We start from the raw sequence: 22,728 nt of genomic DNA on the forward strand, positions 1-22,728 counted from the left end.
GACGTGGCGCCCATCCAATATATCGTCGAGGGCGGTCACCGGCTCTCGGGCTCGATCGAGCCGTCCGGCAACAAGAATTCGGCGCTGCCGATCATCGCCGCGGCGCTGCTCACCGAGCATCCGGTGACGCTGGAGAACGTGCCGCGCATCCGCGACACCGAGACGCTGGTCGAGCTGATCCGCTCGGTCGGCGCGGCGGCGGAATGGACCGGGCGCAACACGCTTCACATCCATGCCAAGAGCATCCGCGCCGCCGACCTCGACCCTGAGCTGTGCGTGCGCATCCGCGCCTCGATCCTGCTCGCAGGCCCCCTGCTCGCCCGCTGCGGCGAGGTGATGCTGCCGCCGCCGGGCGGCGACGTCATCGGCCGCCGCCGGCTGGACACGCATGTGCTGGCGCTGGAGCAGTTGGGCGCCAAGGTCACCGCGACCGACCGGCTCGAATTCCGCGCACCCAAGCTTGCCGGCGCGGACGTGTTCCTGGACGAGCCGAGCGTCACCGCGACGGAGAACGCGCTGGTGGCGGCGGTCGCCGCAGACGGCGTCACCTATTTGCGCAACGCGGCCTCCGAGCCGCATGTGCAGGACCTCGCCAACTTCCTGGTCGCGCTCGGTGCGAAGATCGAGGGCATCGGCACCAACACCATGATCATTCATGGGCCGGCAACGCTGGGGGAAGCGACCTATCGGATCCAGCCCGACCATATCGAGGTCGGCTCGCTGATCGGGCTTGCCGCCGTGACGCGCTCGCCGCTTCGCATCACGCGCGCCGGCGTCGAGCATCTGCGCTCGATCCGCATGGGGTTCGAGCGGCTCGGCATCGTCTGCCGCGTCGAGGGCGACGACCTGATCGTGCCGTCGAACCAGACGCTGAAGATCCAGGACGATTTCGGCGGCCACGTGCCGAAGCTGGAGGACCAGCCCTGGCCGGCCTTTCCGGCCGACCTGATGTCGATCGCGATCGTCACCGCCACGCAATGCGAGGGCGTGATCCTGATGTTCGAGAAGATGTTCGAATCCAGGATGTTCTTCGTCGACAAGCTGATCGCGATGGGCGCGCGCATCGTGCTGTGCGACCCCCACCGCGCCATCATTGCCGGCCCCAGCCGCCTGCACGGCGCGACCATGACCTCGCCCGACATCCGCGCCGGCATGGCGATGCTGCTGGCCGCCGTGTGCGCCCAGGGCACCTCCACCATCAACAACGCAGACCAGATCGAGCGCGGCTATGAGCGCATCGACGAACGGCTGAACGCGCTGGGCGCAAAGATCAAGCGCGTGCCGGAGCGGAAGGGCTGAGGGCTCTGTCTTCCTTCTCCCTCGTCGGAGAAGGTGGCGAAGCACACAGTATCGTAGGGTGGGCAAAGCGACTTGTCCGCCGTAGCTCGTAGAGCGAAGGCGGAAGCCTGCCCACGCCTTCTGTTGCAATATTGGAGAGGTGGTGGGCACGGCGCTGGCGCGCCTTTGCCCACCCCGCGAGACCGGGCTAACGGATAGAGCACCTCACCTCTCGCTCTCACGGGCCATGTTTTCGTCGCGGGGCTGTGCTATTGCAGCCGCCATGCTCGACACCGTCCAACATCATTCGCAGCCGCAAGCCGGCGTGCCGCAGAACCATCTCGCCGAAGAGTTCGTCGAGACGCTGCGGCTGGCCGTGCCGATGATGCTGACGCAGCTCGGGCAGATCGCGATGATCACGACCGATCTCGCGCTGATCGGGCGGCTTGGCGAGGATGCGGTGGCCGCGGCGGCGCTGGCGCACACCGTCTATTTCGTCAGCTTCACCTTCGGGCTCGGATTGATGGCTGCGGTGTCGCCGCTGGCGGCGCAGGCGTTTGGCGCCGGAGATGTCAGGCTGATTCGCCGCGCCTTGCGCGTCGGCCTGTGGGTCGCGCTGCTGATCTCGCTGCCGATGATGGCCTCGCCGCTCTATGGCGAGCAGATCCTGATCGCGCTCGGCCAGGCGCCGCAATCGGCCGCGCTGGCGCAACGCTATCTGAACGGGCTGGCCTGGGGCATCGCGCCGGCGCTCGGCTTCATCGCGCTGCGCAGCATGATGAGCGCGGTGAACCGGCCGCAGCCGCCGCTGTGGATCACGCTCGCCGCGATCCCGGTCAATGCCGCGCTGGTCTATGCCATGATCCACGGCCGGTTCGGCCTGCCGGAGCTCGGCCTGTTCGGCGCCGGACTTGCGACCACGATCGTCAACCTCGGCACGTTCGTCGCCGTGCTCGCCATCGCAGGGCTGCGCAAGCCGTTTTCGGACTACCGCCCGCTCGCGCGGTTGTGGCGGATCGACTGGCCCCTGATGCGCCAGCTGATCGCGATCGGCGCGCCGATCTCGTTTTCGCTGCTGCTGGAGTATGGCCTGTTCTCCTCGGCGGCGCTGCTGATGGGGCTCATCTCGACCACCGCGATTGCCGCGCATCAGATCGCGCTGCAGATCACCGCCGTGCTGTTCATGGTGCCGCTCGGCATCGGCATGGCGGCCACCGTGCGGGTCGGCCACGCCTTCGGCCGCGGCGAGCCGGCCGCGGTGAAGCGCGCAGGGCTCGTCGCGGCCGTGCTCGGCGTCGCGCTGGTCTCCGCCCTGACGATCGCCATCATCCTCGGCCGCTACCAGCTGGGCCGGCTGTTCTTCGGCAGCGGCGAGGCGAGCGCGGCCACCATCGAGCTGACCGCGACGCTGCTGCTGGTCGGCGCCACCTTCTTCATCGCCGACGGCCTGCAAACCATCATGGGCGGCGCGCTGCGCGGGATCAACGACACGAGAATGACGCTGCTGTTCGCGGCGATCGGCTATTGGGGCATCGCCTTTCCCATCGCCTGGGTGCTGGCCTTCAACCTCGGGCTCGGCGCGGTCGGCGTCTGGGTCGGGTTTTCGGTCGGGACATTCGTCTATGCCGGGCTCTTGATCTTGCGCTTCCGGATGCTGACGCGCAGACTGGCGGGATGAACGGAGCCGTCCGCGAAGTCACGCCTGAGGTCGATGCCAACACGCTGCTGGCAGGCGCGCAATTCGTCGACGCCTTCCGCGTCGAGATCGGCGCAGCGACGGTAACTGCCCGCGAGGCCTGCACCCGGATGGTGCTGCACGGGCCGCGCTGGATCGACGTGCTGCTGCGCCTCCGCAATATTCTGGTGAGGCCGTTCGGGCTGAAGACATCAGGCGAAGGCCCACCGGCGCCGCACGGATTGATCGGCCTGTTTCCGGTCGTCAGCGAGACGCCGGAGCGGCTGGTCGCGGGCTTCAACGATTATCATCTCGACTTCCGCATCGTTGTCGACGCGGCCGGGGATGCTGCGAGCCGTCGAGTCACACTAACCACGCTGGTGCGGACGCATAATCTCCTGGGCCGAACCTACCTCTGCCTCATCGCGCCCTTCCACAAGCTCGTGGCCCGCGGCATGATGGGACGCATCGCGGAGCCGGCGCGATGACGCTGTCCGTCGACCTGTTCTTCTCCTTTCGCAGCCCGTTCAGCTATCTGGCGCTGCCGAAGACGCTGAAGCTGGTCGAAGACTACGATCTCGCAGTGAACCTGCGGCCGGTCTACCCGCTCGCGGTCCGCGTGCCCGGCTTCTTCAAGAAAGCCAGCCCGAATTTCATTCGCTATGTGGTGCTCGACAGCACGCGCGTCGCGCAGCACGAGGGCATTCCGTTCCGCTTTCCCAGGCCTGATCCGATCGTGCAGGACAAGACGACGTTCGACGTCGCGGCCGAGCAGCCCTACATCCACCGCCTGACCCGCCTGGGCGCCATGGCGCAGCTCGAGGGACGCTCGCTCGCATTCACCTATGCGATCGCGCGCGTGCTGTGGGACGGCTCGGTGGCGGGCTGGAACGAAGGCGAACATCTCGCGCGCGCCGCCGAGAGCGCGGGCTTCGACCTCGCCGCGATGGATGCCGCAATCACCGCTGACGCGGATCGCTACGAGCAGGTGATCGCGGAAAACGAGCGGGTCCACGCCGCCTCCGGCCATTGGGGCGTGCCGACCTTCGTGTTCGAGAACGAGCCGTTCTTCGGCCAGGACCGCATCGATCTGCTCGTGTGGCGTATGCAGGGCAAAGGCCTGACGCCGCGTCCGGGCCGAGATGGATGAACACCGCTCGTGTTCAGCCGACCGGCCCCGGGGTCCAATTGTCCCCTGCAAGCGGACTAACTCTCACATCAGGAATGACTCCGAGGTCCATGCCTGGATCGAAATGGCGCATCGTCCGCTCATTGAGGTCAATGATGCGGCCAGGTCTCAGTGGCCCCACGTCATTTATCTTGACGATGACCTTCTTGCCCACGGCCTCGACGAGCGCATATTTCGGCCTCGCGCCAAATTGGACCCCACCAAATTTCCGACGCAAGCTCGTCCGGATGGCAGCCGTCCAGGCAGAGGGATCATAGCGCTCGCCGGAGGCTGTCTTCGGACCGCCCTCCTCCTTGCCGGGCTTGAACGGATTGTATGTGGACGCCGCGCCAACGATCGCATCGCCAGAGGCGGCATCGACGACACCACTTGAGTGATCCCCACGTGTTTCACTTCGAGCAACGGCAACAGAAACGGCGAGCGCAACCAGGGCGCCGCAAATTGCGGCGCTCGAGCGGAATAGCATCATAAGTCCTGTGATTTTTTGGATTGTCCGGTTCCAGAACCGCAAACGTGGTCAAGCGAACGCAGAAGCGTTCGTGAACTTGCGCCAATCGTTTTGCGGATTCGAGCCGACCGTGGCTACGGAACCGTCGTGGGAACCGGAGTGGCCCTCACGGAGTGTTTTAGCTTCACACCGACTAAGACAGAGATTGCGTCAGCAGCATGACCCATTGGAACCCAGCGCGTGCAACGTCTCAGAGGTCGCATCAGGGCCAAGCCGCGCGACATGCGCATTGCTGTCGAAAGCCGACGTTCACGAGGACGCGCCGAACTCACTCCGCAACGCGCGCGGACTTGTCGGCCGAGGCCTCCGACCATTCGCCGACGACGCGGTCGAGGTCGCAGAGATTCTGGTGCATCTGCTCAAGCGAGAAACCGAGTGCGAAGAAGCGCTCGGCAGTGTCGCCGGCATGGCCGCGGATCAGGCCGTCCTGACGCACGGCGGCGACCGCTTCGGCGTAGTGCTGAAGCGCGACGTGGACGGGATGGATCGGCGGCGCGCCGGCGCCTTCGCGCAAGGCCGCCGCGGCCGACCGCAGGAAGCGCGCGATCACGGTCGAGACTTCCGTCAAGGGCGCTGCGAGCCGCGTCTGCACCTCGATCGGTAGCGGCACCACCGTGGCGCGGCCGATCATCACGACGTCATGACGCAATCGCAGGACGGTTCGCAGCAGCGGACCGGTGTCCGGACCGCTCGACAGCCGCGCGGCGCGCTCGCGCTCGGCTTCAGTGCCGATCGCATTGAGACCGACCATCGCGGTGCCGATCCCGTCCTGGATCCGGTGCAGCGCGTCGTTGTCGCGACCGCGGGTGAGGCCCGCGAGCAGCTCGGTGAAGGCATCGGCGATCAACTCGAGCAGGATCGCCGCGCTGGCACGGATCTGCCGCACCGCGCGCGAGGGCAGCACCAGGAACGAGACCAGCAACCCCGTGATGGCACCGACCCCGACCTCGCTGACACGGTCGATCGCCGAGGTCATGGGATCGGAATGATGCATGGTCGGAACCAAGAGCACGATCACGGCGGTCACGGTGGCGGCGCTGAGGCTCGGATTGATCGCGGCGATGAAAGCGAGCGGGGCGACCGAGAGCACCAGCAGGCCGAGCAGCCCCACCTCGCTGGAATAAGGGATCAGGATCGCGATGGCACCGCCATAGATGGCACCGCCGATGGTGCCGAGCATGTAGTCGCGCGTTGCCTTCAGCGACCGGCCGACACTCATCTGCGTCACGATCAGCGAGGTCAGGACCGCCCAGAGCGGCAACAGCAGATGCAGCGCGGTGGCGAGCGCATAGGCCGCGGTCGCGGCGACCGTGACCCGGATCGCCAATCCCAGTTGCGTCCGCCGCGACCTGATCCGGTCGAACAGCTGTTTTGCGAGTGCCATCGTCGGAAGTCTCGATCCTCTTGAAGCCAAGCTCTTCGGGTCAGGCCTTTGGAGCCTGCCAAAAGCATGGCTGATGCCCGCGGCCCCAAGCCCGCTTGAAAGGCCAAATCAGCCCGCCTAATTTGCGCGCCAAAACGAGGAAACACGATGGCCCACGAAACCGCAACGCTCGCCGCCTATGTCTTCAATCTGAAATACCAGGATATTCCGGCGGAGGTGCTGGATCGCGCAAAAGTGCTGACGCTGGACTTCCTCGGCAGCGCGATCCGGGCCAGGCGCGAGGCGGAATCGACCCCGTCGATGCTGAAAATGCTGGAGGCGCTGGCGCTCGACACCAAGGGCGAATCCACCGTGTTCGGCGACACCAAGACCTGGACGCCGGCGGTGGCCGCGCTGCTCAACGGCGCGCTCGGCCATTCCCTCGATTTCGACGACACGCACGCCGACTCCTCGCTGCATCCGAGCGCGCCGGTCGTTCCGGCCGCTTTCGCCGTCGGCGAGATGGTCGGCGCATCGGGCCGCGACGTGCTGACCGCGATCGTCGCGGGCTATGAGGTGTGCTGCCGGCTCGGCAATGCCCTCGACCCGACCTCGCATTATGCCCGCGGTTTCCACCCGACCGCGACCGCCGGCACCTATGGCGCGGCGGCCGCCGCTGGCAAGCTGTTCGGCCTGTCCGAACAGCAGATCATTGCCGCCTTCGGCGTCTCCGGCAGCCAGGCCGCGGGTTCGCTGCAATTCCTGGTCAACGGCGCCTGGAATAAGCGTTACCAGGTCGGCGCCGCCGCGATGAACGGCGTGATCGCCGCGACGCTGGCGCGCAATGATTTCGTCGGCGCGACCGAATCGGTCGAGGGCAAGCACGGCCTGCTCGCCGGCTACACCGACGATGCGCATCCGGACAAGGCGGTCGCCGAGCTCGGCAAGACCTACGAGACGATGAAGATCGGCGTGAAGCCATATCCGAGCTGCCGCTACACCCATGCGGCGATCGATGCGCTGATCGCGATGCGGCGTGAGCACAATCTGACGCCCGACCAGGTCAAGCGCGTCGAGATCGGCCTGCATCGCAACGGCATCACGCTGACCGGCGACGCCGCGACCAAGCGCCACCCGACCTCGATCGTCGGCGGCCAGTTCTCGATGTTCTTCACCGGCGCGCTCGCGCTCGATCAGGGCTCGTTCGGCTGGGACGACTATAATCGCCTTGGCGACGCCGCGATCGACGCGCTCGCCGACAAGTTCGACGTGGTGCAGGATGACCGGCTCGAGATCGGCCGCACCCATCCGTTCGGCGCCCGCGTCAGCATCACGACGGACGATGGTGTGCATGAGCGGCTCTATGCGGATCCGTCCGGCGAGCCGAATTCGTTCCCGGACGCGCAGGCGATGCAGCAGAAATTCCTGACGCTGGCGCGCCCCGTGCTGAACGCGCGGGCGGAGAAGTTTGCGGACGCGATCATGACGCTGGAGCGTTTCGATCGCGTGGCACAGGCGACGGAGCTGGGGCGGTAAGACTAGCACTGCGGCGCTCTGTTCACCCTCCCCTGGAGGGCCTCTCCAGGGGGTAAGAAGACCTCAATTCGCCCCGGCGAGCTTCCCCTTCTCGCGCGTTGCCGCAACGACATCCCGCACGAGATCGAACACGCCATCGGCTTGCGGCGGCCCGTTCGGTGAGCGGCCAAGGCGGACGATCACCAGCTTCTCCGACGGGATCACGATGGTGTACTGCCCGATCGTGCCCTTGGCGAAGAAGGCATCGCGCGGCCAGCCGTGTGTGATGCGGAAATTTGCGCCAAAACTGTCGCCATGGTTGGTCCAGAAGCCGGCACCGATGCCGACCCATGCATTCGGCGTGGCCGTCGCCGAATAGCTCGCCCAGCCTTCCGGCAAAATGCGTTTGCCGCCGACGACACCGTCATTGAGATAAAGCTGGCCAAAGCGCGCCCAGTCGCGCGCGGATGCGAGCATCTCGCTCGACCCTTCGATCGTGCCGGAGCCATCGAGCTGGAGCGTGACATGGCGCATGCCGAGCGGCGCGAACAATTCGCGGCGCGCGAAGCGCAGCGCGTCCGCAGGATCCTCGCCGGCAGCAACGCGGATCAGGTGCGAGAGAATGAGGATATTGCCGTCGTGATAATTCCACGCGGTGCCAGGCGCGGTCTCGAGCGGGATAGTCTCGGCATAGGCGGCCATGTCGGACTCGACGAACTTCATCCGGTTGACCGGCTCGAAGGCGGAGCCGAGCGAGGCCTCCAGGGAGCTGCCGAGCGCAAGGCCGGCGGTGTGGCGCAGAAGCTGATCGACGGTGATCGCATGGCGCGGGTCGTTGGGGTCCTTCCAGGCGGCAACGGGCGCTGGTCCGTCCAGCTTCAGCTTGCCCTGGCGCACGAGGATTCCGGTGAGAGCCGAGATCACCGATTTCGTCATGGAGAAGCCGAGCAGCGGCGTCTCGGGTCCGATGCCGTCGGCGTAGCGCTCGGCGATGACGCGGCCGGCCTTCATCACGACGACCGCGCGGGTGCGGCGGTAAGGCGGTTGTGCCGGCTCGGTGAAGGCGCGGTCGAGCGCAGCGGCTAGCTCGGGGCTTTGTGACGGCACGATCGCGGGGCCGGCGATCTCGGGCAGTAACGCGGGCTGTTTATCGTCAGGCGGCACCGTCACGTCGGCGAGCGCCGCGCCGTGGTCCAGCGTGCAGCCGATGCCGTCGCGATAGACGGCATGGCTGCGGCCGATGCCGAACAGCGTCACCGTGACATCCTTGCGCGTGCGATCGACCCGGTAGTCCATCGCCCAGGTGATCAGGCCGGTGCCGGGCATGGCGTCGGTGGTCTCGGTGAAGTCGCGCCTTGGATCGAGGCCGGAGACGAACGTCTCCGAGCACAGGATGTCGGCGACGAAGCCGGTGGCAACCTTGGGCATGTCGCGGGCGCGCGCCGCGCCGAGCGCGAGGCCGGCAGCGGCGATGGTGGTAGTGAGGAGGACGATCTTGCGGCGGCGGGTCACGGGCTTTCTCCAACACTGGGACGTGTGTCGCGAGGAAGCCGGAGCAGGCAGAGGAGCGCTCGCCGGATTTGGAAAATGGCCTGGTTGAAGTTTCGAGGACGCTGGTCGATTCTGGAATACTGCAGTGATTACAGCGGCTTAAATCTAAGCTGCATTCACCTTCAGCCGCCGGTATTCCGTCGGCGTCACGCCGGTCACCGCCTTGAAGGCGCGGTTGAACGGGCCGAGCGACTGGAAGCCGGCGTCCATCGCGATGGTGATGACGGGGACCTCGGCCTGGGCGGGATCGGCGAGCGCGGCCTTGGCTTCCTCGATCCGGTGGTTGTTCAGGAACACATTGAAATTACGGTAGCCGAGACGCTGGTTGATCAGCCGGCGCAGCCGGTACTCGGGAATCTTCAGCCGGTTCGCCAGCACGCCGATGGTGATGTTCTCCTGGCGGTAGATCCGCTCGTCCGCCATCAGGCGCAGCAGGGCATCAATGAGCTTTTGGTCGGCGCCATCATCGGCCGCAGGCTGACTGAAAACGTCAGGCGGTGCGGGCTCCGCCGCGGCCGGAAACAGATCCGCCCCATCGACGCGCATCATGGCATGGACGATCGCTGCGACGGTGCAGGCGAGCACGCCGGCATTGATGGTTTCGGCGACATCGCCGACGTGGTGGCCGACGACGGCGATCTGGAGCACCGCGTTCAGCCCGCCATAGAGCGCGACTATGCAGACGATGAAGACGCGAACGCGGCGGCGGCGCTCGACCAGGTCGGCCGGCCAAGAGGCGATCATCTGCCCGACCGCAAGCGCGATGAAACCGAGCACGATCAGATTCACCAGCGTCACCGAGAACCGCACATGGCCGCTGGGTGCAATCCAGACGCAACCCGCGAAGCTGAAGGCCGTCACCAGCGCCCAGACCCATCCGTGCCACCAGCGGAGGCGAAACTCGTCGTCGAACAGGGAGCGTGTGAACAGCCAGAACACCACGATGGTGCCGGTCGACAACGCGATCAGCGGTGCATGCCAGAGCGGGACCCGCGACGTGACATCCACCGAATAGCTCAGCGCATGCGCGGCCGAGCTCAGCGCGAAGGCCGCGCCGAGGCGAGCCGCCAGCACGTTGCGGAAGTCGTGCAACAGCGACGCCGCCAGCATCAGCAGCAACGCGACGCTGGCGGCGCGAAAGGCAAGGTCGAGGGCGGCAAGGCTCATCGGGCGATGCGATCGGTCGCTGTTGAAGTCGGACGAACATCGTTCGTTGCGTCCGTTTTTTCAAGGACCATCCGCGTCCACAACTGTCATCGCCCGGTTTCACGGATCGCAGGATGGGCAAAGCGAAGCCTGCCCACCACTTCTTCTCGATCGGAGAACGCTGGTGGGCACGGCGCTGACGCGCCTTTACCCACCCCACGGCCTGTCATCGCCGACCACGGAGTACGTGCGCTATCACACCTGTGACGTCGGAGCCCGCCTTTGTCGCGACGGCGATGCGGAATTCTGCTACCGTCGCGACCAAGAAAGCCAAAAGGAACCTACTCATGAGCTGGCAACCCTCCAACGATCCCGTGCTCGGCGATCCCATGTCCTGCGATGCGCTCGATCTCGTCATCGTGCCGCGCACGCGCGATCTCGGCGACGGGTTCGCGGTGCGGCGCGCGCTGCCGCATGGCAAGCGGCAGATGGTCGGGCCCTTCATCTTCTTCGATCATTTTGGTCCGGTGCAGTTCGTCTCCGGCAAGGGCATGGACGTGCGGCCGCATCCGCATATCGGGCTCGCCACCGTGACCTATCTGTTCGACGGCGCGATCATGCATCGCGACAGCGAGGGCAACGTCCAGGAGATCGCACCCGGCGCGATGAACCTCATGACGGCCGGGCGCGGCATCGCGCATTCCGAACGCACGCCCGAAGCGCAGCGCGCCTCGGGCCAGAAGATGCTGGGCCTGCAGAGCTGGATCGCGCTGCCGGCGGGATCGGAAGAAATCGCGCCGTCGTTCCAGCATTACGGCGCCGGCGATTTGCCGATGATCTCCGAGCGCGATTTCACCGCACGGGTGATCGCAGGCTCGTCGTTCGGCATCACCTCGCCTGTGACGATGGTGTCGCCCTGGTTCTATACCGAGGTCACCGCCGCCCAAGGCGCGAGCGTGCCGCTTGATCCCGATCATGAGGAGCGCGCGATCTATATCGTCGACGGCGAGGTCGAGATCGCAAACGAGCGTTACGAGGCGCCGCGGCTGCTGATCTTCCGCCCGGGCGATCGCATCACCGTGAAGGCGCTGAAGGCGACCCGGATGATGTTTCTCGGCGGCGATGCACTGGAGGGGCCGCGCCACGTCTGGTGGAATTTCGTATCCTCCAGCAAGGAGCGGATCGAGCAGGCCAAGCAGGACTGGAAAACCGGCCGTTTCGCAGCAGTTCCGCAGGAACATGAGTTCATTCCGCTGCCGGAATAGGCTAATCCGGTTGCCGGCCGTGCTGTCCAGTGCGGCCGGATGTCCCGCCTGAATGCCAAGTCTGCGAAAGCTTTGCGATGACCACCATGCTCTCCAGCGACCTGCCCCTGCCCAAGATCGGCCGCGGCAAGGTGCGCGATATCTACGCCGTCGACGACGACCGCCTGCTGCTCGTCACCACCGACCGCATCAGCGCCTTCGACGTGGTGATGGGCGAGACCATCCCGATGAAGGGCGCGGTGCTGACGCAAATCAGCGCGTTCTGGTTCAACGAGCTCGAAGGCGTGGTGCCGCATCACATGATCAGCGCCGACACCGACGAGATCATCGCCGCCGTGCCGGCATTGAAACCGCACCGCGCCGAGATTCTCGGTCGCACCATGCTGTGTAAGCGCACCACCGTGTTCCCGATCGAATGCGTGATCCGCGGCTATCTCTCGGGCTCGGCCTGGAAGGAATACGCCGCCAGCGGCACGCTCGCGGGCGAGAAGCTGAAAGCAGGCCTCGTCGAGAGCGAGAAGCTGGAGCCCTCGATCTTCAGCCCCGCGACCAAGGCCGAGACCGGCCACGACGAGAACATCACCATTGCGAAGATGCGCGAGGCGGTCGGCGACGAGGTCGCCTACACGCTCGAGAGCATGACGCGCGCGATCTACACGCTCGGCGAGGAGCTGGCGCGCGAACAGGGCATCATCATCGCCGACACCAAGTTCGAGTTCGGCCGCGACAAGGACGACCGCATCATCCTGATCGACGAGGTGATGACGCCGGATTCCTCGCGCTTCTGGGCGGCCAGTGCCTACAAGCCCGGCCAGCCGCAGGCGAGCTTCGACAAGCAGCCCTTGCGCGACTATCTCGACGTCGAGCGCCGCGCCGGCCGCTGGAACGGCGACGCCCCGCCGCCGCCGCTGCCGGCAAGCGTGGTGGCGGCGACCAGCAAGCGGTATCTGGAAGCGTATCGTCGCGTGACGGGGAAAGAGCTGAAGATTTAGGCTCTGAAGATTTAGGCCTCGCTGTTGCGTCTCGCGCCACACTCTCGCTGTCATCGCCCGGCTTGACCGGGCGATCCAGTACGTCGAGACGTCTGTGATTCACCGAGAGGCCGCGGCGTACTGGATTCCCCGCTTCCGCGGGGAATGACAGCGGTGGGTGTGGAGGCTTCGGCTTTTCCCTCAACCATATGGTTGATCATTCACACCTCGTGAACGGCGGTTCTCAACGGATCGCGGCAAAGACCGTCGGATATTTCATAGTTACAAGAATCCTGTTGCGCTAAGCCGGGAGTCGTCTACGTCTCAGACGATATTTTTCAGGGGCGAGCGCAACGGCGTGACCGATCCAGCAATTGCTTTCAGTCCGGCTCCTCGTTTCAATCCGGCCCTCAAACATGCGCTGAACGATATAATGGGCGGCAGCGCCGCCAGCATCCTGACCGTCACTTTCGGGCTGTCCTATTCGCTGCTGATCTTCGCCGGCCCGCTGTCGCCCTATCTGTCCTACGGCATCACCGCGACCTTCGTCAGCTCCGCGGTGCTCGCGATCGTGGTCGCGCTGTGCAGCTCGCTACCCTTCGCGGTGGCTGCGCCCGACAGCTCGACGGCGGCGGTGACGGGAATTCTGGTGGCTTCGCTGGTGGAGCGCATCGAGGCCGCCAACCCGTCCCTGCCGCTGCTCTCGCCGGTCCTCATCACGCTCGGCGTGTCGACGGTGCTGACGGGGCTGGTGCTGTGCGGATTGGGCCTGACGCGGCTGGGGCGCGCCATCCGCTACGTGCCCTACCCCGTGGTCGGCGGCTTCCTCGGCGCCACCGGACTTCTCATCGCGCTCGGTGCCATCAGGGTGATCACCAATCACCCGCTGCAATTCGCAACACTGCCGTATTTCGCCAACCGCACCACGTTGCTGGAGCTGGGGGCCGCCTGCGCGATGGCGCTGGTGCTGTATCTCACCTGGCACCGCTCGCGCAGCCCGTTCGCGCTGCCGATCATTCTGATCGGCGGCGTGCTCACGGCGCATCTGGCATTCTGGATCACAGGGGTGTCGTTCGACAGCGCCCGCACGCTGGGCTGGACCTTCCAGCCACCGCCGCAGGCGGTATTCACGTTGCCCTGGCATACCGACGATTTCGCCCACTATCCCTGGTTCGTCGTGCCCGATCTGATCGGCAACGTCGTCGCCGTCATCTTTGTCACGGCATGCTGCACGCTGTTCAACACCACCGGCATCGAGGTCGCCGTGCACCGCGAGGCCAATCTGGAACGCGAGCTGAACGTCACCGGCATCGCCAACATCCTGACCGGCGTGCTGGGCGGCTACCCCGGCTGCAGCTCGATCAGCCGCTCGATTCTCAATTACAGCAGCGGCGGCCGCGGGCGCCTGTCCGGCCTTACCGTCGCGGCGCTGTCGCTGCTGATGCTCGCGGTGGCGCCCGAGCTGCTCGGCTTCATCCCGAAATTCGTGATCGGCGGCCTGCTGCTCTATCTCGGCGCCGACCAGCTGCACAGATGGATCATCGAGTCGCGCAAGCGGCTTTCGAAGCTCGAATATCTCTCGCTGATCGCCATCATCGCGATCATCGTCGCCTGGGGCTTCGTGCCGGGCATCCTGATCGGCGTGATCATCGGCTGCGCGACGTTCGCGTTCAGCGCCGCGCGAGTCGAATCGATCAAGTACAGTTTCGACGGCTCGGAGTACCGCTCCTCGCTCGACCGCTCGCGCGACGATCAGGAGGTGCTGCTGGCCCATGGCGGCAGCATCCAGGGTCTGAACCTGCAGAGCTATCTGTTCTTCGGCTCCGCCAACCGGCTCTACCAGCATGTCAAACAACTGCTGCAGGAGCGCCCGGAGTGCCGCTATCTGCTGTTCGATTTCAAGCTCGTCACCGGCGTGGATTCGTCGGCGGCCTACAGCTTTGCCCAGATCAAGCGCAGCGCGCATGACCTCGGCGTCGAGCTGATCCTGGTGCATCTGCCGGCCGCGGCGGAGAAGGTGCTGCGCGCCAGCGATTTCATCGGCGACGGCGTCACCCTCATTCCCGAGCTCGATCGCGCGCTGGAATGGTGCGAGAACGAGATCATCTCGCAGCATCAGGGCCTGGCCCAGGAGGAAGCCAGCCTGCATGACTGGTTCGCGCGGATTCTCGACAGCGAGGACGATGCCGACAGGCTGATCCACCGCTGCCAGCGCATCGAGGTCGAGGCCGGCGAGATCATCGTGAAGGCTGGCGACCCCGCCGATTCCATGCACTTCATCCTCGAGGGACGCGTGGGCGTCATGGTCCCCGCCGAGGAGGAGCGCGCCACGCGCGTGCGCAGCCTCGGCCGCTACACCACGATCGGCGAGATGGGCCTGGTGTCGAACACGCCGCGCAGCGCGACGATCAAGGCCGAGGTCGACAGCGTGCTCTACGTGCTGAACACGCACCAGTTCGACGCGATCAGGGACGAGGACCCGGCACTCAGCCACAAGCTGCTGACCTATTTCGTCTCGGTCATGGCGGAGCGGCTGACCTTTGCGAACAGGACGATCGCGGTGCTGCGGAGGTAGCTCGCGGGGAGCCCGCGACGTGACCCAACCTTGCGTCGAGACAGCAGAGGTGGATCCAACCTCAAGCCTCGACCATCCGCTGCTCGTCCAAGGCCAGCAGAAGCTCGGCAACCCGGTTGGCGGACGCCGTCCATTCCGCGAGCTTGGCGTAATTATCCGTGAACCAGTTGAATGCGGTCTGGACAACGACGAAGGCCGCCGAGGCCTGAACCACTTCGCCGAGGGCCATGGTGTCGTCGAGATATTTGGGCAGGCAAAGCAGCAGACCGACCACGGGCGTCACCAGAAGACCCGTATAGGTGACCAGCGTCATCCGCATCAATTGCCAGCAGTAGATTCGCCAGATGGAGATCACGGCTTTCAGGGCGGCGCCCACGGCGTGGCGGCCGTTCATGCCGGCCTCCTGTACCACCTTGCCTTCGCCGCTCTCGCGCACATGCGTTCCGATCGCACGGAGTTCGGCTTCCATGCGCTTGTTCTCCTCGATCACCCGCGTCAGATGACCTGCGGTCAGCCAGATGCCGATCACCAGCAGCGCGGAATACGCGATCACGGCGATGACGAGGTAACCGGGAATCGCAAAGGAGATGCCGTCGAAATGGACCGTCAGGCTGCCGCCGACCGACCATAGCACCCCGACGAAGGTTGCAATCGTGAGCACCGACTGGAGCAGGCCGGTGACCAGATCGATCGGGAGGTCCGTCGCGACCTTGGCATCTTCGGCGATGCGATATTCCGGCGCCTCGTGATGTCCCTCGATGGCGCTACGCCCTGGAAGACGATCATCGGCCAGCCAGTCTTGATAGAGGCGGCTGCTCAGCCACTCGCGCCAGGAGCGCTGCAGGGTCATCCGCGCCCATACCGAGAACACGGTGAGAGCGATGCTCGCCGCCGCCAGCGGCAGAAACCGGAACGCCTGGTACAGGAGCTCTGCCTGATCCTTCCGGCCGATGGCGTTGAAGAAATCCCGATTCCAGAAGTTCAGGCCATATTGGGTCAGGAGCTGCAGGACGACGTTGACGATCAATGCGATCACCAGGAGCCGGGCCGTCCACGCCGTCGCTCCGCGCCAATATCCCGAAGCACTTTGCCAGAAGCGGCCGAGAAGCCGCTTCTCACCCGGAATGAAAGAGCTCCTCGTCAGCATGAGCGAGCCGCAATCCTGCGCGTGCGCCACCCCTATGATGCCGCGCGCGTCAGGTTAGGCAATCTCGCCTGAAGCCTCTTGACCTGCGTCAAGCGATGCTGGCGGCTACACCCCCGCCATCATCACGTATTTGATCTCGACATATTCTTCCATGCCGTGATGCGAGCCTTCGCGCCCCAAGCCGCTTTCCTTGACGCCGCCGAAGGGCGCGACTTCGGTGGTGATGAGGCCGGTGTTGACGCCGACCATACCGGATTCCAGTGCTTCGGCGACGCGCCAGACGCGGCCGAGATCCCGAGAGTAGAAGTAGGAGGCAAGGCCGAACGGCGAGGCGTTGCACATGGCGATGACGTCGGCCTCGTCCTTGAAGCGGATCACCGGCGCCAGCGGGCCGAAGGTTTCCTCCTGCGCCACCAGCGAGTCCGGCTTGACGTCGGCAAGCACGGTCGGCTCGAAGAAGGAGCGTCCGAGCTCGCTGCGCTTGCCGCCGGTGACGACCTTGGCGCCGCGCTTCACCGCATCCGCGATGTGGCGCTCGACCTTGTCAACCGCTTTCAGATTGATCAGCGGGCCCTGCGTGACGCCGCTCTCGGTACCGTCACCGATCTTCATCGCGGCGACCTTCTTCGACAGCTTCTGCACGAACTCGTCGTAGATCTTGTCCTGGGCGTAGAGGCGGTTGGCGCAGACGCAGGTCTGGCCCATGTTGCGGTATTTCGAGACGATGGCGCCTTCGACCGCAGCGTCGATATCGGCGTCGTCGAACACGACGAAGGGCGCGTTGCCGCCGAGCTCCAGGCCAAGCCGCTTCACGCCGACGGAGGCCTGCTGGTAGAGGATCTTGCCGACTGCGGTCGAGCCGGTGAAGCCGACGAAGCGCACCGCCGGATGCTCGCACAGCACCTTGCCGATCGGCGGCGCATCACCGGTGATGATGTTCAGGACGCCCTTGGGGATTCCGGCTTTCTCCGCCAGCACAGCCAGCGCCAGCGCCGACAGCGGCGTTTCATTGGCGGGCTTGAGCACCACGGTGCAGCCGGCGGCGAGCGCCGGCGACACCTTGCGGGTAATCATGGAGTTCGGGAAATTCCACGGTGTGATCGCGCCGCAGACGCCGATCGGCTGCTTGATCGCCAGCAGCCGCGCGTCGGGCCGCTGCGTCGGAATGGTCTCGCCGTAGACGCGCCTCGCTTCCTCGGCGAAGAACTCGATATAGGCCGCACCGATATCGACCTCGCCGAGCGCTTCCGATAGCGGCTTGCCCTGCTCGGAGGTCAGGATCAGCGCGAGATCCTCGCGGTTGGCGACAATCAGCTCGAACCATTTGCGCAGGATGTTCGACCGCTGCTTGGCGGTGTGCTTGGCCCAGGCCGGAAAGGCGCGCTGAGCGGCCTCGACCGCCTTGGTGGTGTCGTCCGCACCGAGCTGCGGCACCTTTGCAAGCTCGGCGCCCGTCGCGGGATTGTTCACCGCGAACACCGGCGTGCCGACCCAGGCGCCGTCGATATAGCAGGCCTCCTTCAGGAGCGAGGGGTCTTTCAACCGGTCGCGCAGGGTGGCGGTGGCTTGCGTGGCGCGTGCGGCAGCGGGCGGGGTCATGGCGTTACTCCCTGGGGCGATCGGATTGGGCCGGAATATAGGGAAAGACGGCGCGCAATGCACCGCCCCGCAATGCACATCTGATGGGAGCTAAGCTGGGAGCGGCCTTACGCCGCGCCGCTCATATAGGTCTCGCGCCGCCCGATCATGCGCTCTTCCGCGGCCTTGGCATCGGCCTTCGACGACGTTGCGCAGGTGCGGTATTCGAGATCCGGGACATGGGAGGTGTCGCGGCGGCCGAACCAGGATTTTGAGCCGACGGGCAGCAGCGCCAGCGCCTGCGCCAGATTGTCGACCGCGCCGAAGGAATAGAGTGCGCCAGTGCCGGCAATGCGAACCTCGTAGATCCCTGGCGAAATCGGCGCTTCCAGGTTTTCGCCGCGTCCCGGACGGGGATAGCGCTTCCATTCACTCCAGGTCGAAATCATCTGAGGTCCCCCTGGCCGCCCATCCACGGCCGGCAACATTTGCATCAAGTCTTAACGGGCCCGTCGATCGGGCCGGGTGCTGAACGCGGCAGCTCACGAAATGTTTCAAGTGCTCGAAAACTCTCGAAACATATCGCCTGGAGCCCATCCAAAGTGAGGGCGAAGTACGCCCATCCACCGCAGATTGCGAAGGAGCATCGCCGTCGGCCGTCTTGTCGTCCTGCGTGGGGCACGGACCGTCAAGTCACGACATCGCGACCTTCGCGAGGGTTGAGACGCTTGCCGCCCGCGACCTCCGGGAGGACAATCAATCACTTCCAAAAATAATCAAACCGGAGGAAACGTGCATGCAAAGCAAAACTGAGATCGACGAGCTTCTGCGCCAGAAGAGCGAGGCCAGGGAGATCCCCGGCGTCGTCGCCATCGCGGCCAGCGGTAACGACGTGCTGTATCAGGGCGCGTTCGGCAAGCGCGACCTGTCCAAGCCCGACGCAATGACGGCGGACAGCGTGTTCTGGATCGCCTCGATGACGAAGGCCGTGACATCGGCGGGCGCGATGCAGCTGGTCGAGCAGGGCAAGCTGTCGCTGGATGCGCCGATCGGTGAAGTGTTGCCCGATCTCGCTGCGCCGCAAGTGCTCGAAGGCTTCGATGCCAAGGGCGAGGCCAAGCTGCGGCCGGCCAAGCGGCCGATCACGCTGCGCCAGCTCATGACCCACACCGCCGGCTTCTGCTACAATATGTGGAACAGCGATCTCGCGGTCTATCTCGACAAGAACGGCATTCCCGCCATCACCACCTGCCAGAACGCGGCGCTGAAGACGCCCGTCATGACCGACCCCGGCACGCGCTGGGAATACGGCACCAATATCGACTTCGTCGGCAAGGCCGTGGAAGCCGTCAGCGGCAAGCGGCTGGATGCTTACCTGCGCGACAATCTGTTCGCGCCGCTCGGCATGAGCGACACGGCGTTCAAGATCACTGACGACATGCGCAAGCGCCTGGTCGGCATGCATGCGCGCGGCGAGGACGGCCAGCTCGCATCGATCCCGTTCGAGCTCGAGCAGGAGCCGGAATTCCACATGGGTGGCGGCGGCCTTTACTCGACCGCGGCCGACTACATCAAGTTCACCCAGATGATCTTGAACAAGGGACGCGGCAACGGCAACCAGGTGCTGAAGGCCGAGACCGTCGCGACCATGGGGCAGAACCACATCGGCGATCTCGCCATGGGCAAGATGACGACGGCTGCGCCGATGTACACCAACGACGTCGACCTTTATCCGGAGCAGGTGAAGAAATGGGGCCTCAGCTTCATGATCAACACCGCCAAGACCGCCGAGGGCCGCAGCCCCGGTAGCCTCGCCTGGGCGGGCCTTGCCAACACCTATTACTGGATCGATCCTGTGCGCGACGTCACCGGCGTGATCCTGATGCAGCTGCTGCCGTTCGCCGACGCAAAGTGCCTGGAGGCATTCGCGGGATTCGAGCGCGGGGTTTATGCCGGGCTCGATGCGGGGAGCGGGCAGAAGGCGGCCTAGCCCCTTAGCGTGAGGCGCGACTTGTCGCGCCTCACGACACAATGGATATTCTCGTGCCCGGCGACACTCCCGGTCTGGGCACGGGAGACAAGGATTTGGGCTGGAGGACATCGACTTGGCAGAGAAGGGCGATAGCTACGTTTGCGGCATCTCGGATACGCCGCTGCTCGGCGACACCATCGGTCGCAGCCTCGACCACGCGGTGCGGCGCTGGAGCGATCGCGAGGCGCTGGTCTCGCCCAGCCACGGCGTCAGATGGACCTGGAAAGAATTCGCCGAGCGGGTCGATGCGCTCGCCGCCGGCTTTCTCGCGCTCGGGCTCGAACGCGGGGAACGGATCGGCATCTGGTCGCTGAACCGGCCGGAGTGGACGCTGACGCAGTTCGCCGCCGCCAAAGCCGGCCTGATCCTGGTGACGATCAATCCGGCCTACCGGCTCAGCGAGCTGGAATTCGCGCTGAAAAAGGTCGGCTGCGCGGCGATCGTCACGGCGACGGCGTTCAAGACCAGCAATTACATGGAGATGCTCAACACGCTGCTGCCGGAGCTGGCGAGTGCCAAACCCGGACAGTTGCAGGCGGCGCGACTGCCGGCCTTGCGGATGGTGATCCAGATCGGCGGCCCGGCGGCCTCAGGCACTGTCGCGTTCGAGGAGGTCGCGCACATGGGCAGAGCGGAGCATCGCGAGCAACTTGCCGCGCTCGGTGCCGCGCTTCAGTTCGACGACCCCGTCAACATCCAGTTCACCAGCGGCACCACGGGATCGCCGAAAGGCGTGACGCTGACCCACCACAACATCCTCAACAACGGCTATTTCACCGGGCGCGCGATGCGCCTGACCGAACAGGATCGCATCTGCATTCCGGTGCCGCTCTATCATTGCTTCGGCATGGTGATGGGCAACCTCGCCTCGGTCACGCTCGGCACCACCATGGTCTACCCGGGCGAGGGCTTCGATCCACTCGCGACGCTACGCGCGATCGAGCAGGAGAAATGCACCGCGCTATATGGCGTGCCGACCATGTTCATCGCCGAGCTCGACCACCCCGAGTTCAAGAATTTCAATTTGAAATCACTGCGCACCGGCATCATGGCGGGCGCGCCCTGCCCGATCGAGGTGATGAAGCGCGTCAACACCGAGATGAACATGCGCGAGGTCACCATCGCCTATGGCATGACCGAGACCAGCCCGGTGAGCTTCCAGAGCGCGACCGACGATCCGCTCGAGCGCCGCGTCTCCACCGTCGGCCGCATTCACCCGCATGTCGAGGTGAAGGTCGTCGATCTCGAAGGCAAGATCGTCAAGCGGGGCGAACGCGGCGAGCTCTGCACCCGCGGCTACAGCGTCATGCTGGGCTATTGGGAGGAGAAGGAAAAGACGTCCGACGTGCTCGATGCCAATGGCTGGATGCACACCGGCGACCTCGCCACCATCGATGACGCCGGTTATTGCAACATCGTCGGCCGCATCAAGGATCTGGTGATCCGCGGCGGCGAGAACCTCTACCCGCGCGAGATCGAGGAGTTTCTGTACCGTCACCCCAAGATCCAGGACGTGCAGATCTTCGGCGTCGCCGACACCCGCTACGGCGAGGAACTCTGCGCCTGGATTCGCGTCAGGCCGGGCGAGACGCTGACGGCCGAGGAGGTCCGCGCCTTCTGCGACGGCCAGATCGCTCACAACAAGATCCCGCGCTACGTCGAGTTCGTCGACGAATTCCCGATGACGGTGACGGGCAAGATCCAGAAATTCATGATGCGCGACGCCGTGGAGCAGCGGCTGGGATTGAAGGCGGCGAAGACGGCGTGAGGGCTCTCACCACACGAAGACTGTCATTCCCCGCGACGGCGGGGAATCAAGTACGCCGCGGCTTCTCCGTAACCCACTAACGCCTCTGGAATACTGGGTCGCCCGGTCAAGCCGGGCGACGACAGCGGAGATTGAGGCGAGAGCAGGACTTTAAGCCGTCAACCCGCGCTGCTGCGCCAGCTCCTTCAGCGACACCAGCGGGCGGGCGCCGATGTGCTGGATGACTTCGGCGGCCGCGAGCGCACCGAGCTCACCGCATTGCTTGTACGCAAGATTGCGCGCCAGGCCATACAGGAAGCCGGCGGCGAAGAGGTCGCCGGCACCGGTGGTATCGATCACCTTGTCGACCGGGAACGCCGGAGCCGCGACGGCGTCTTCCGATGAGACCACCATGCAGCCCTTCTCGCTGCGGGTGACCACGCCGAGATTGACGTCGTTGCGCAGCTGCTTCAGCGCGGTGTCGAAATCCGAGGTCATGTAGAGCGAATGCAGCTCGGACTCGTTGGCGAAGACGATGTCGACGGTGCCGTTGCGCATCAACGAGAGAAACTCGTCGCGATAGCGGTCGACGCAGAAGGAATCCGACAGCGTCAGCGCCACCTTGCGCTTGGCGTCATGGGCGATCTTGGCCGCCTTGACGAAGGCGTCCTTGGCGTTCTTGGGGTCCCAGAGATAGCCTTCGAGATAGACGATGCCGGCGCCGGCGATCTCGGCCGGATCGATATCGGCGGGCGAAAGGTCCTGCGCGGCGCCGAGATAGGTGTTCATGGTGCGCTCGCCGTCATCAGTGACCAGGATGTAGGAGCAGCCGGTGGCGGGGCCGTCCTTCGCGGCGGGCGTGTTGAAGGCGACGCCGGCTGAGCGGATGTCGTGCACGTAGAGCTTGCCGATCTGGTCGTCCTTGACCTTGCCGACATAGGCCGCACGTGCGCCCAGGCTGCCGATGCCGACAATGGTGTTGGCGGCCGAGCCGCCCGAGACTTCCGTGGCCGGCCCCATGTCCTTGTAGATGGCGGCGGCCCGCGCCTCGTCGATCAGGGACATGCTGCCCTTGGTCATGCCGTGCTTGGCCAAAAAGGCCTCGTCGGTCCTGACCAGCACGTCGAACAGCGCGTTGCCGATGCCGAGAACGTCATATTTCACGTCAGCCATTCACCTTGATCCTGT

Annotated in this window: 18 protein-coding genes; 10 read left to right on the forward strand and 8 right to left on the reverse strand. The window is 65.3% G+C overall.

The window, feature by feature from the left end; all coding sequences use genetic code 11:
- The first annotated feature begins 3 nt into the window (after positions 1 to 3).
- From murA to AABA86_RS14150, 4 genes are all read left to right on the forward strand, one after another.
- A complete protein-coding gene (gene murA / locus AABA86_RS14135; protein ID WP_212243565.1) occupies positions 4 to 1,299 on the forward strand; it encodes a UDP-N-acetylglucosamine 1-carboxyvinyltransferase in 1,296 nt (431 codons plus the stop codon).
- Between the two features lie 262 nt (positions 1,300 to 1,561).
- On the forward strand, positions 1,562 to 2,956 hold the full coding sequence (locus AABA86_RS14140; RefSeq protein ID WP_338307246.1) for an MATE family efflux transporter: 1,395 nt from the start codon (positions 1,562 to 1,564) through the stop codon (positions 2,954 to 2,956).
- Complete coding sequence (locus AABA86_RS14145; RefSeq protein WP_212243559.1) at positions 2,953 to 3,441, forward strand: DUF2867 domain-containing protein; 489 nt, start codon at positions 2,953 to 2,955, stop codon at positions 3,439 to 3,441. The genes AABA86_RS14140 and AABA86_RS14145 overlap by 4 nt, the downstream gene beginning before the upstream one ends.
- Positions 3,438 to 4,103, forward strand: coding sequence for a 2-hydroxychromene-2-carboxylate isomerase (locus AABA86_RS14150; RefSeq protein WP_338307247.1), 666 nt, complete (start codon positions 3,438 to 3,440; stop codon positions 4,101 to 4,103). Before AABA86_RS14145 ends, AABA86_RS14150 begins: the two co-directional genes overlap by 4 nt.
- Positions 4,104 to 4,116: 13 nt before the next feature.
- On the opposite strand, the gene AABA86_RS14155 is transcribed toward AABA86_RS14150, so the two are convergent.
- Both AABA86_RS14155 and AABA86_RS14160 read right to left on the reverse strand, forming a co-directional pair.
- The gene (locus AABA86_RS14155) at positions 4,117 to 4,611 is read right to left on the reverse strand and encodes a septal ring lytic transglycosylase RlpA family protein (RefSeq protein ID WP_212243556.1); all 495 of its coding nucleotides are present in this window, start codon (positions 4,609 to 4,611) and stop codon (positions 4,117 to 4,119) included.
- Positions 4,612 to 4,918: 307 nt separating this feature from the next.
- Positions 4,919 to 6,034 (reverse strand): FUSC family protein, encoded by a 1,116-nt coding sequence (locus tag AABA86_RS14160; RefSeq protein ID WP_212243555.1) that lies wholly within the window; start codon positions 6,032 to 6,034, stop codon positions 4,919 to 4,921.
- A 147-nt stretch (positions 6,035 to 6,181) separates the two neighbouring features.
- Between AABA86_RS14160 and AABA86_RS14165 the strand changes: the two genes are divergently transcribed.
- Positions 6,182 to 7,549, forward strand: coding sequence for an MmgE/PrpD family protein (locus AABA86_RS14165; RefSeq protein WP_212243553.1), 1,368 nt, complete (start codon positions 6,182 to 6,184; stop codon positions 7,547 to 7,549).
- Between the two features lie 63 nt (positions 7,550 to 7,612).
- Here the strand turns inward: AABA86_RS14165 and AABA86_RS14170 are convergent, their stop codons facing one another.
- Together AABA86_RS14170 and AABA86_RS14175 are read right to left on the reverse strand one after the other, a co-directional pair.
- Positions 7,613 to 9,040, reverse strand: coding sequence for a serine hydrolase domain-containing protein (locus tag AABA86_RS14170; protein WP_338307248.1), 1,428 nt, complete (start codon positions 9,038 to 9,040; stop codon positions 7,613 to 7,615).
- A 144-nt stretch (positions 9,041 to 9,184) separates the two neighbouring features.
- A complete protein-coding gene (locus AABA86_RS14175; protein WP_338307249.1) occupies positions 9,185 to 10,246 on the reverse strand; it encodes an AraC family transcriptional regulator in 1,062 nt (353 codons plus the stop codon).
- A 326-nt stretch (positions 10,247 to 10,572) separates the two neighbouring features.
- Here AABA86_RS14175 and AABA86_RS14180 point away from each other — a divergent pair, with 326 nt between their 5' ends.
- The 3 genes from AABA86_RS14180 (at position 10,573) to AABA86_RS14190 (ending at position 15,036) form a co-directional block, all read left to right on the forward strand.
- The gene (locus AABA86_RS14180; RefSeq protein WP_338307250.1) at positions 10,573 to 11,490 is read left to right on the forward strand and encodes a pirin family protein; all 918 of its coding nucleotides are present in this window, start codon (positions 10,573 to 10,575) and stop codon (positions 11,488 to 11,490) included.
- Positions 11,491 to 11,567: 77 nt separating this feature from the next.
- The gene (locus tag AABA86_RS14185; protein WP_338307251.1) at positions 11,568 to 12,482 is read left to right on the forward strand and encodes a phosphoribosylaminoimidazolesuccinocarboxamide synthase; all 915 of its coding nucleotides are present in this window, start codon (positions 11,568 to 11,570) and stop codon (positions 12,480 to 12,482) included.
- 337 nt (positions 12,483 to 12,819) lie between these two features.
- Entirely contained in the window at positions 12,820 to 15,036 is a 2,217-nt protein-coding gene (locus AABA86_RS14190; RefSeq protein ID WP_338307252.1) for an SLC26A/SulP transporter family protein, read from the forward strand.
- Positions 15,037 to 15,097: 61 nt separating this feature from the next.
- Here AABA86_RS14190 and AABA86_RS14195 read toward each other — a convergent pair whose 3' ends face one another.
- From AABA86_RS14195 to AABA86_RS14205, 3 genes are all read right to left on the reverse strand, one after another.
- On the reverse strand, positions 15,098 to 16,183 hold the full coding sequence (locus AABA86_RS14195) for an SbmA/BacA-like family transporter (RefSeq protein ID WP_338307253.1): 1,086 nt from the start codon (positions 16,181 to 16,183) through the stop codon (positions 15,098 to 15,100).
- Between the two features lie 105 nt (positions 16,184 to 16,288).
- Positions 16,289 to 17,782: an NAD-dependent succinate-semialdehyde dehydrogenase gene (locus AABA86_RS14200; RefSeq protein ID WP_338307254.1), complete on the reverse strand. Its 1,494-nt coding sequence runs from the start codon at positions 17,780 to 17,782 to the stop codon at positions 16,289 to 16,291.
- A 107-nt stretch (positions 17,783 to 17,889) separates the two neighbouring features.
- Positions 17,890 to 18,210 (reverse strand): hypothetical protein, encoded by a 321-nt coding sequence (locus AABA86_RS14205; RefSeq protein ID WP_212243538.1) that lies wholly within the window; start codon positions 18,208 to 18,210, stop codon positions 17,890 to 17,892.
- A 347-nt stretch (positions 18,211 to 18,557) separates the two neighbouring features.
- Here AABA86_RS14205 and AABA86_RS14210 point away from each other — a divergent pair, with 347 nt between their 5' ends.
- Positions 18,558 to 19,751, forward strand: a complete 1,194-nt coding sequence (locus AABA86_RS14210) for a serine hydrolase domain-containing protein (RefSeq protein ID WP_212243535.1) — start codon at positions 18,558 to 18,560, stop codon at positions 19,749 to 19,751.
- 115 nt (positions 19,752 to 19,866) lie between these two features.
- The gene (locus tag AABA86_RS14215) at positions 19,867 to 21,561 is read left to right on the forward strand and encodes an AMP-binding protein (protein WP_338307255.1); all 1,695 of its coding nucleotides are present in this window, start codon (positions 19,867 to 19,869) and stop codon (positions 21,559 to 21,561) included.
- A gap of 150 nt (positions 21,562 to 21,711) precedes the next feature.
- Here the strand turns inward: AABA86_RS14215 and AABA86_RS14220 are convergent, their stop codons facing one another.
- Entirely contained in the window at positions 21,712 to 22,713 is a 1,002-nt protein-coding gene (locus AABA86_RS14220; protein WP_212243531.1) for an adenosine kinase, read from the reverse strand.
- Positions 22,714 to 22,728 lie beyond the last annotated feature (15 nt).

The organism is Bradyrhizobium sp. TM233 (genome assembly GCF_036247965.1).
Lineage (GTDB): Bacteria > Pseudomonadota > Alphaproteobacteria > Rhizobiales > Xanthobacteraceae > Bradyrhizobium > Bradyrhizobium ottawaense.

Excerpts from the sequence above, each read along its gene's own strand:
- AABA86_RS14140 (WP_338307246.1), top strand. The coding sequence starts at position 1,562 with ATGCTCGACACCGTCCAACATCATTCGCAGCCGCAAGCCGGCGTGCCG.
- AABA86_RS14145 (WP_212243559.1), top strand. The coding sequence starts at position 2,953 with ATGAACGGAGCCGTCCGCGAAGTCACGCCTGAGGTCGATGCCAACACG.
- AABA86_RS14150 (WP_338307247.1), top strand. The coding sequence starts at position 3,438 with ATGACGCTGTCCGTCGACCTGTTCTTCTCCTTTCGCAGCCCGTTCAGC.
- AABA86_RS14155 (WP_212243556.1), bottom strand. The coding sequence starts at position 4,611 with ATGATGCTATTCCGCTCGAGCGCCGCAATTTGCGGCGCCCTGGTTGCG.
- AABA86_RS14160 (WP_212243555.1), bottom strand. The coding sequence starts at position 6,034 with ATGGCACTCGCAAAACAGCTGTTCGACCGGATCAGGTCGCGGCGGACG.
- AABA86_RS14165 (WP_212243553.1), top strand. The coding sequence starts at position 6,182 with ATGGCCCACGAAACCGCAACGCTCGCCGCCTATGTCTTCAATCTGAAA.
- AABA86_RS14175 (WP_338307249.1), bottom strand. The coding sequence starts at position 10,246 with ATGAGCCTTGCCGCCCTCGACCTTGCCTTTCGCGCCGCCAGCGTCGCG.
- AABA86_RS14180 (WP_338307250.1), top strand. The coding sequence starts at position 10,573 with ATGAGCTGGCAACCCTCCAACGATCCCGTGCTCGGCGATCCCATGTCC.
- AABA86_RS14185 (WP_338307251.1), top strand. The coding sequence starts at position 11,568 with ATGACCACCATGCTCTCCAGCGACCTGCCCCTGCCCAAGATCGGCCGC.
- AABA86_RS14195 (WP_338307253.1), bottom strand. The coding sequence starts at position 16,183 with ATGCTGACGAGGAGCTCTTTCATTCCGGGTGAGAAGCGGCTTCTCGGC.
- AABA86_RS14200 (WP_338307254.1), bottom strand. The coding sequence starts at position 17,782 with ATGACCCCGCCCGCTGCCGCACGCGCCACGCAAGCCACCGCCACCCTG.
- AABA86_RS14205 (WP_212243538.1), bottom strand. The coding sequence starts at position 18,210 with ATGATTTCGACCTGGAGTGAATGGAAGCGCTATCCCCGTCCGGGACGC.
- AABA86_RS14210 (WP_212243535.1), top strand. The coding sequence starts at position 18,558 with ATGCAAAGCAAAACTGAGATCGACGAGCTTCTGCGCCAGAAGAGCGAG.
- AABA86_RS14220 (WP_212243531.1), bottom strand. The coding sequence starts at position 22,713 with ATGGCTGACGTGAAATATGACGTTCTCGGCATCGGCAACGCGCTGTTC.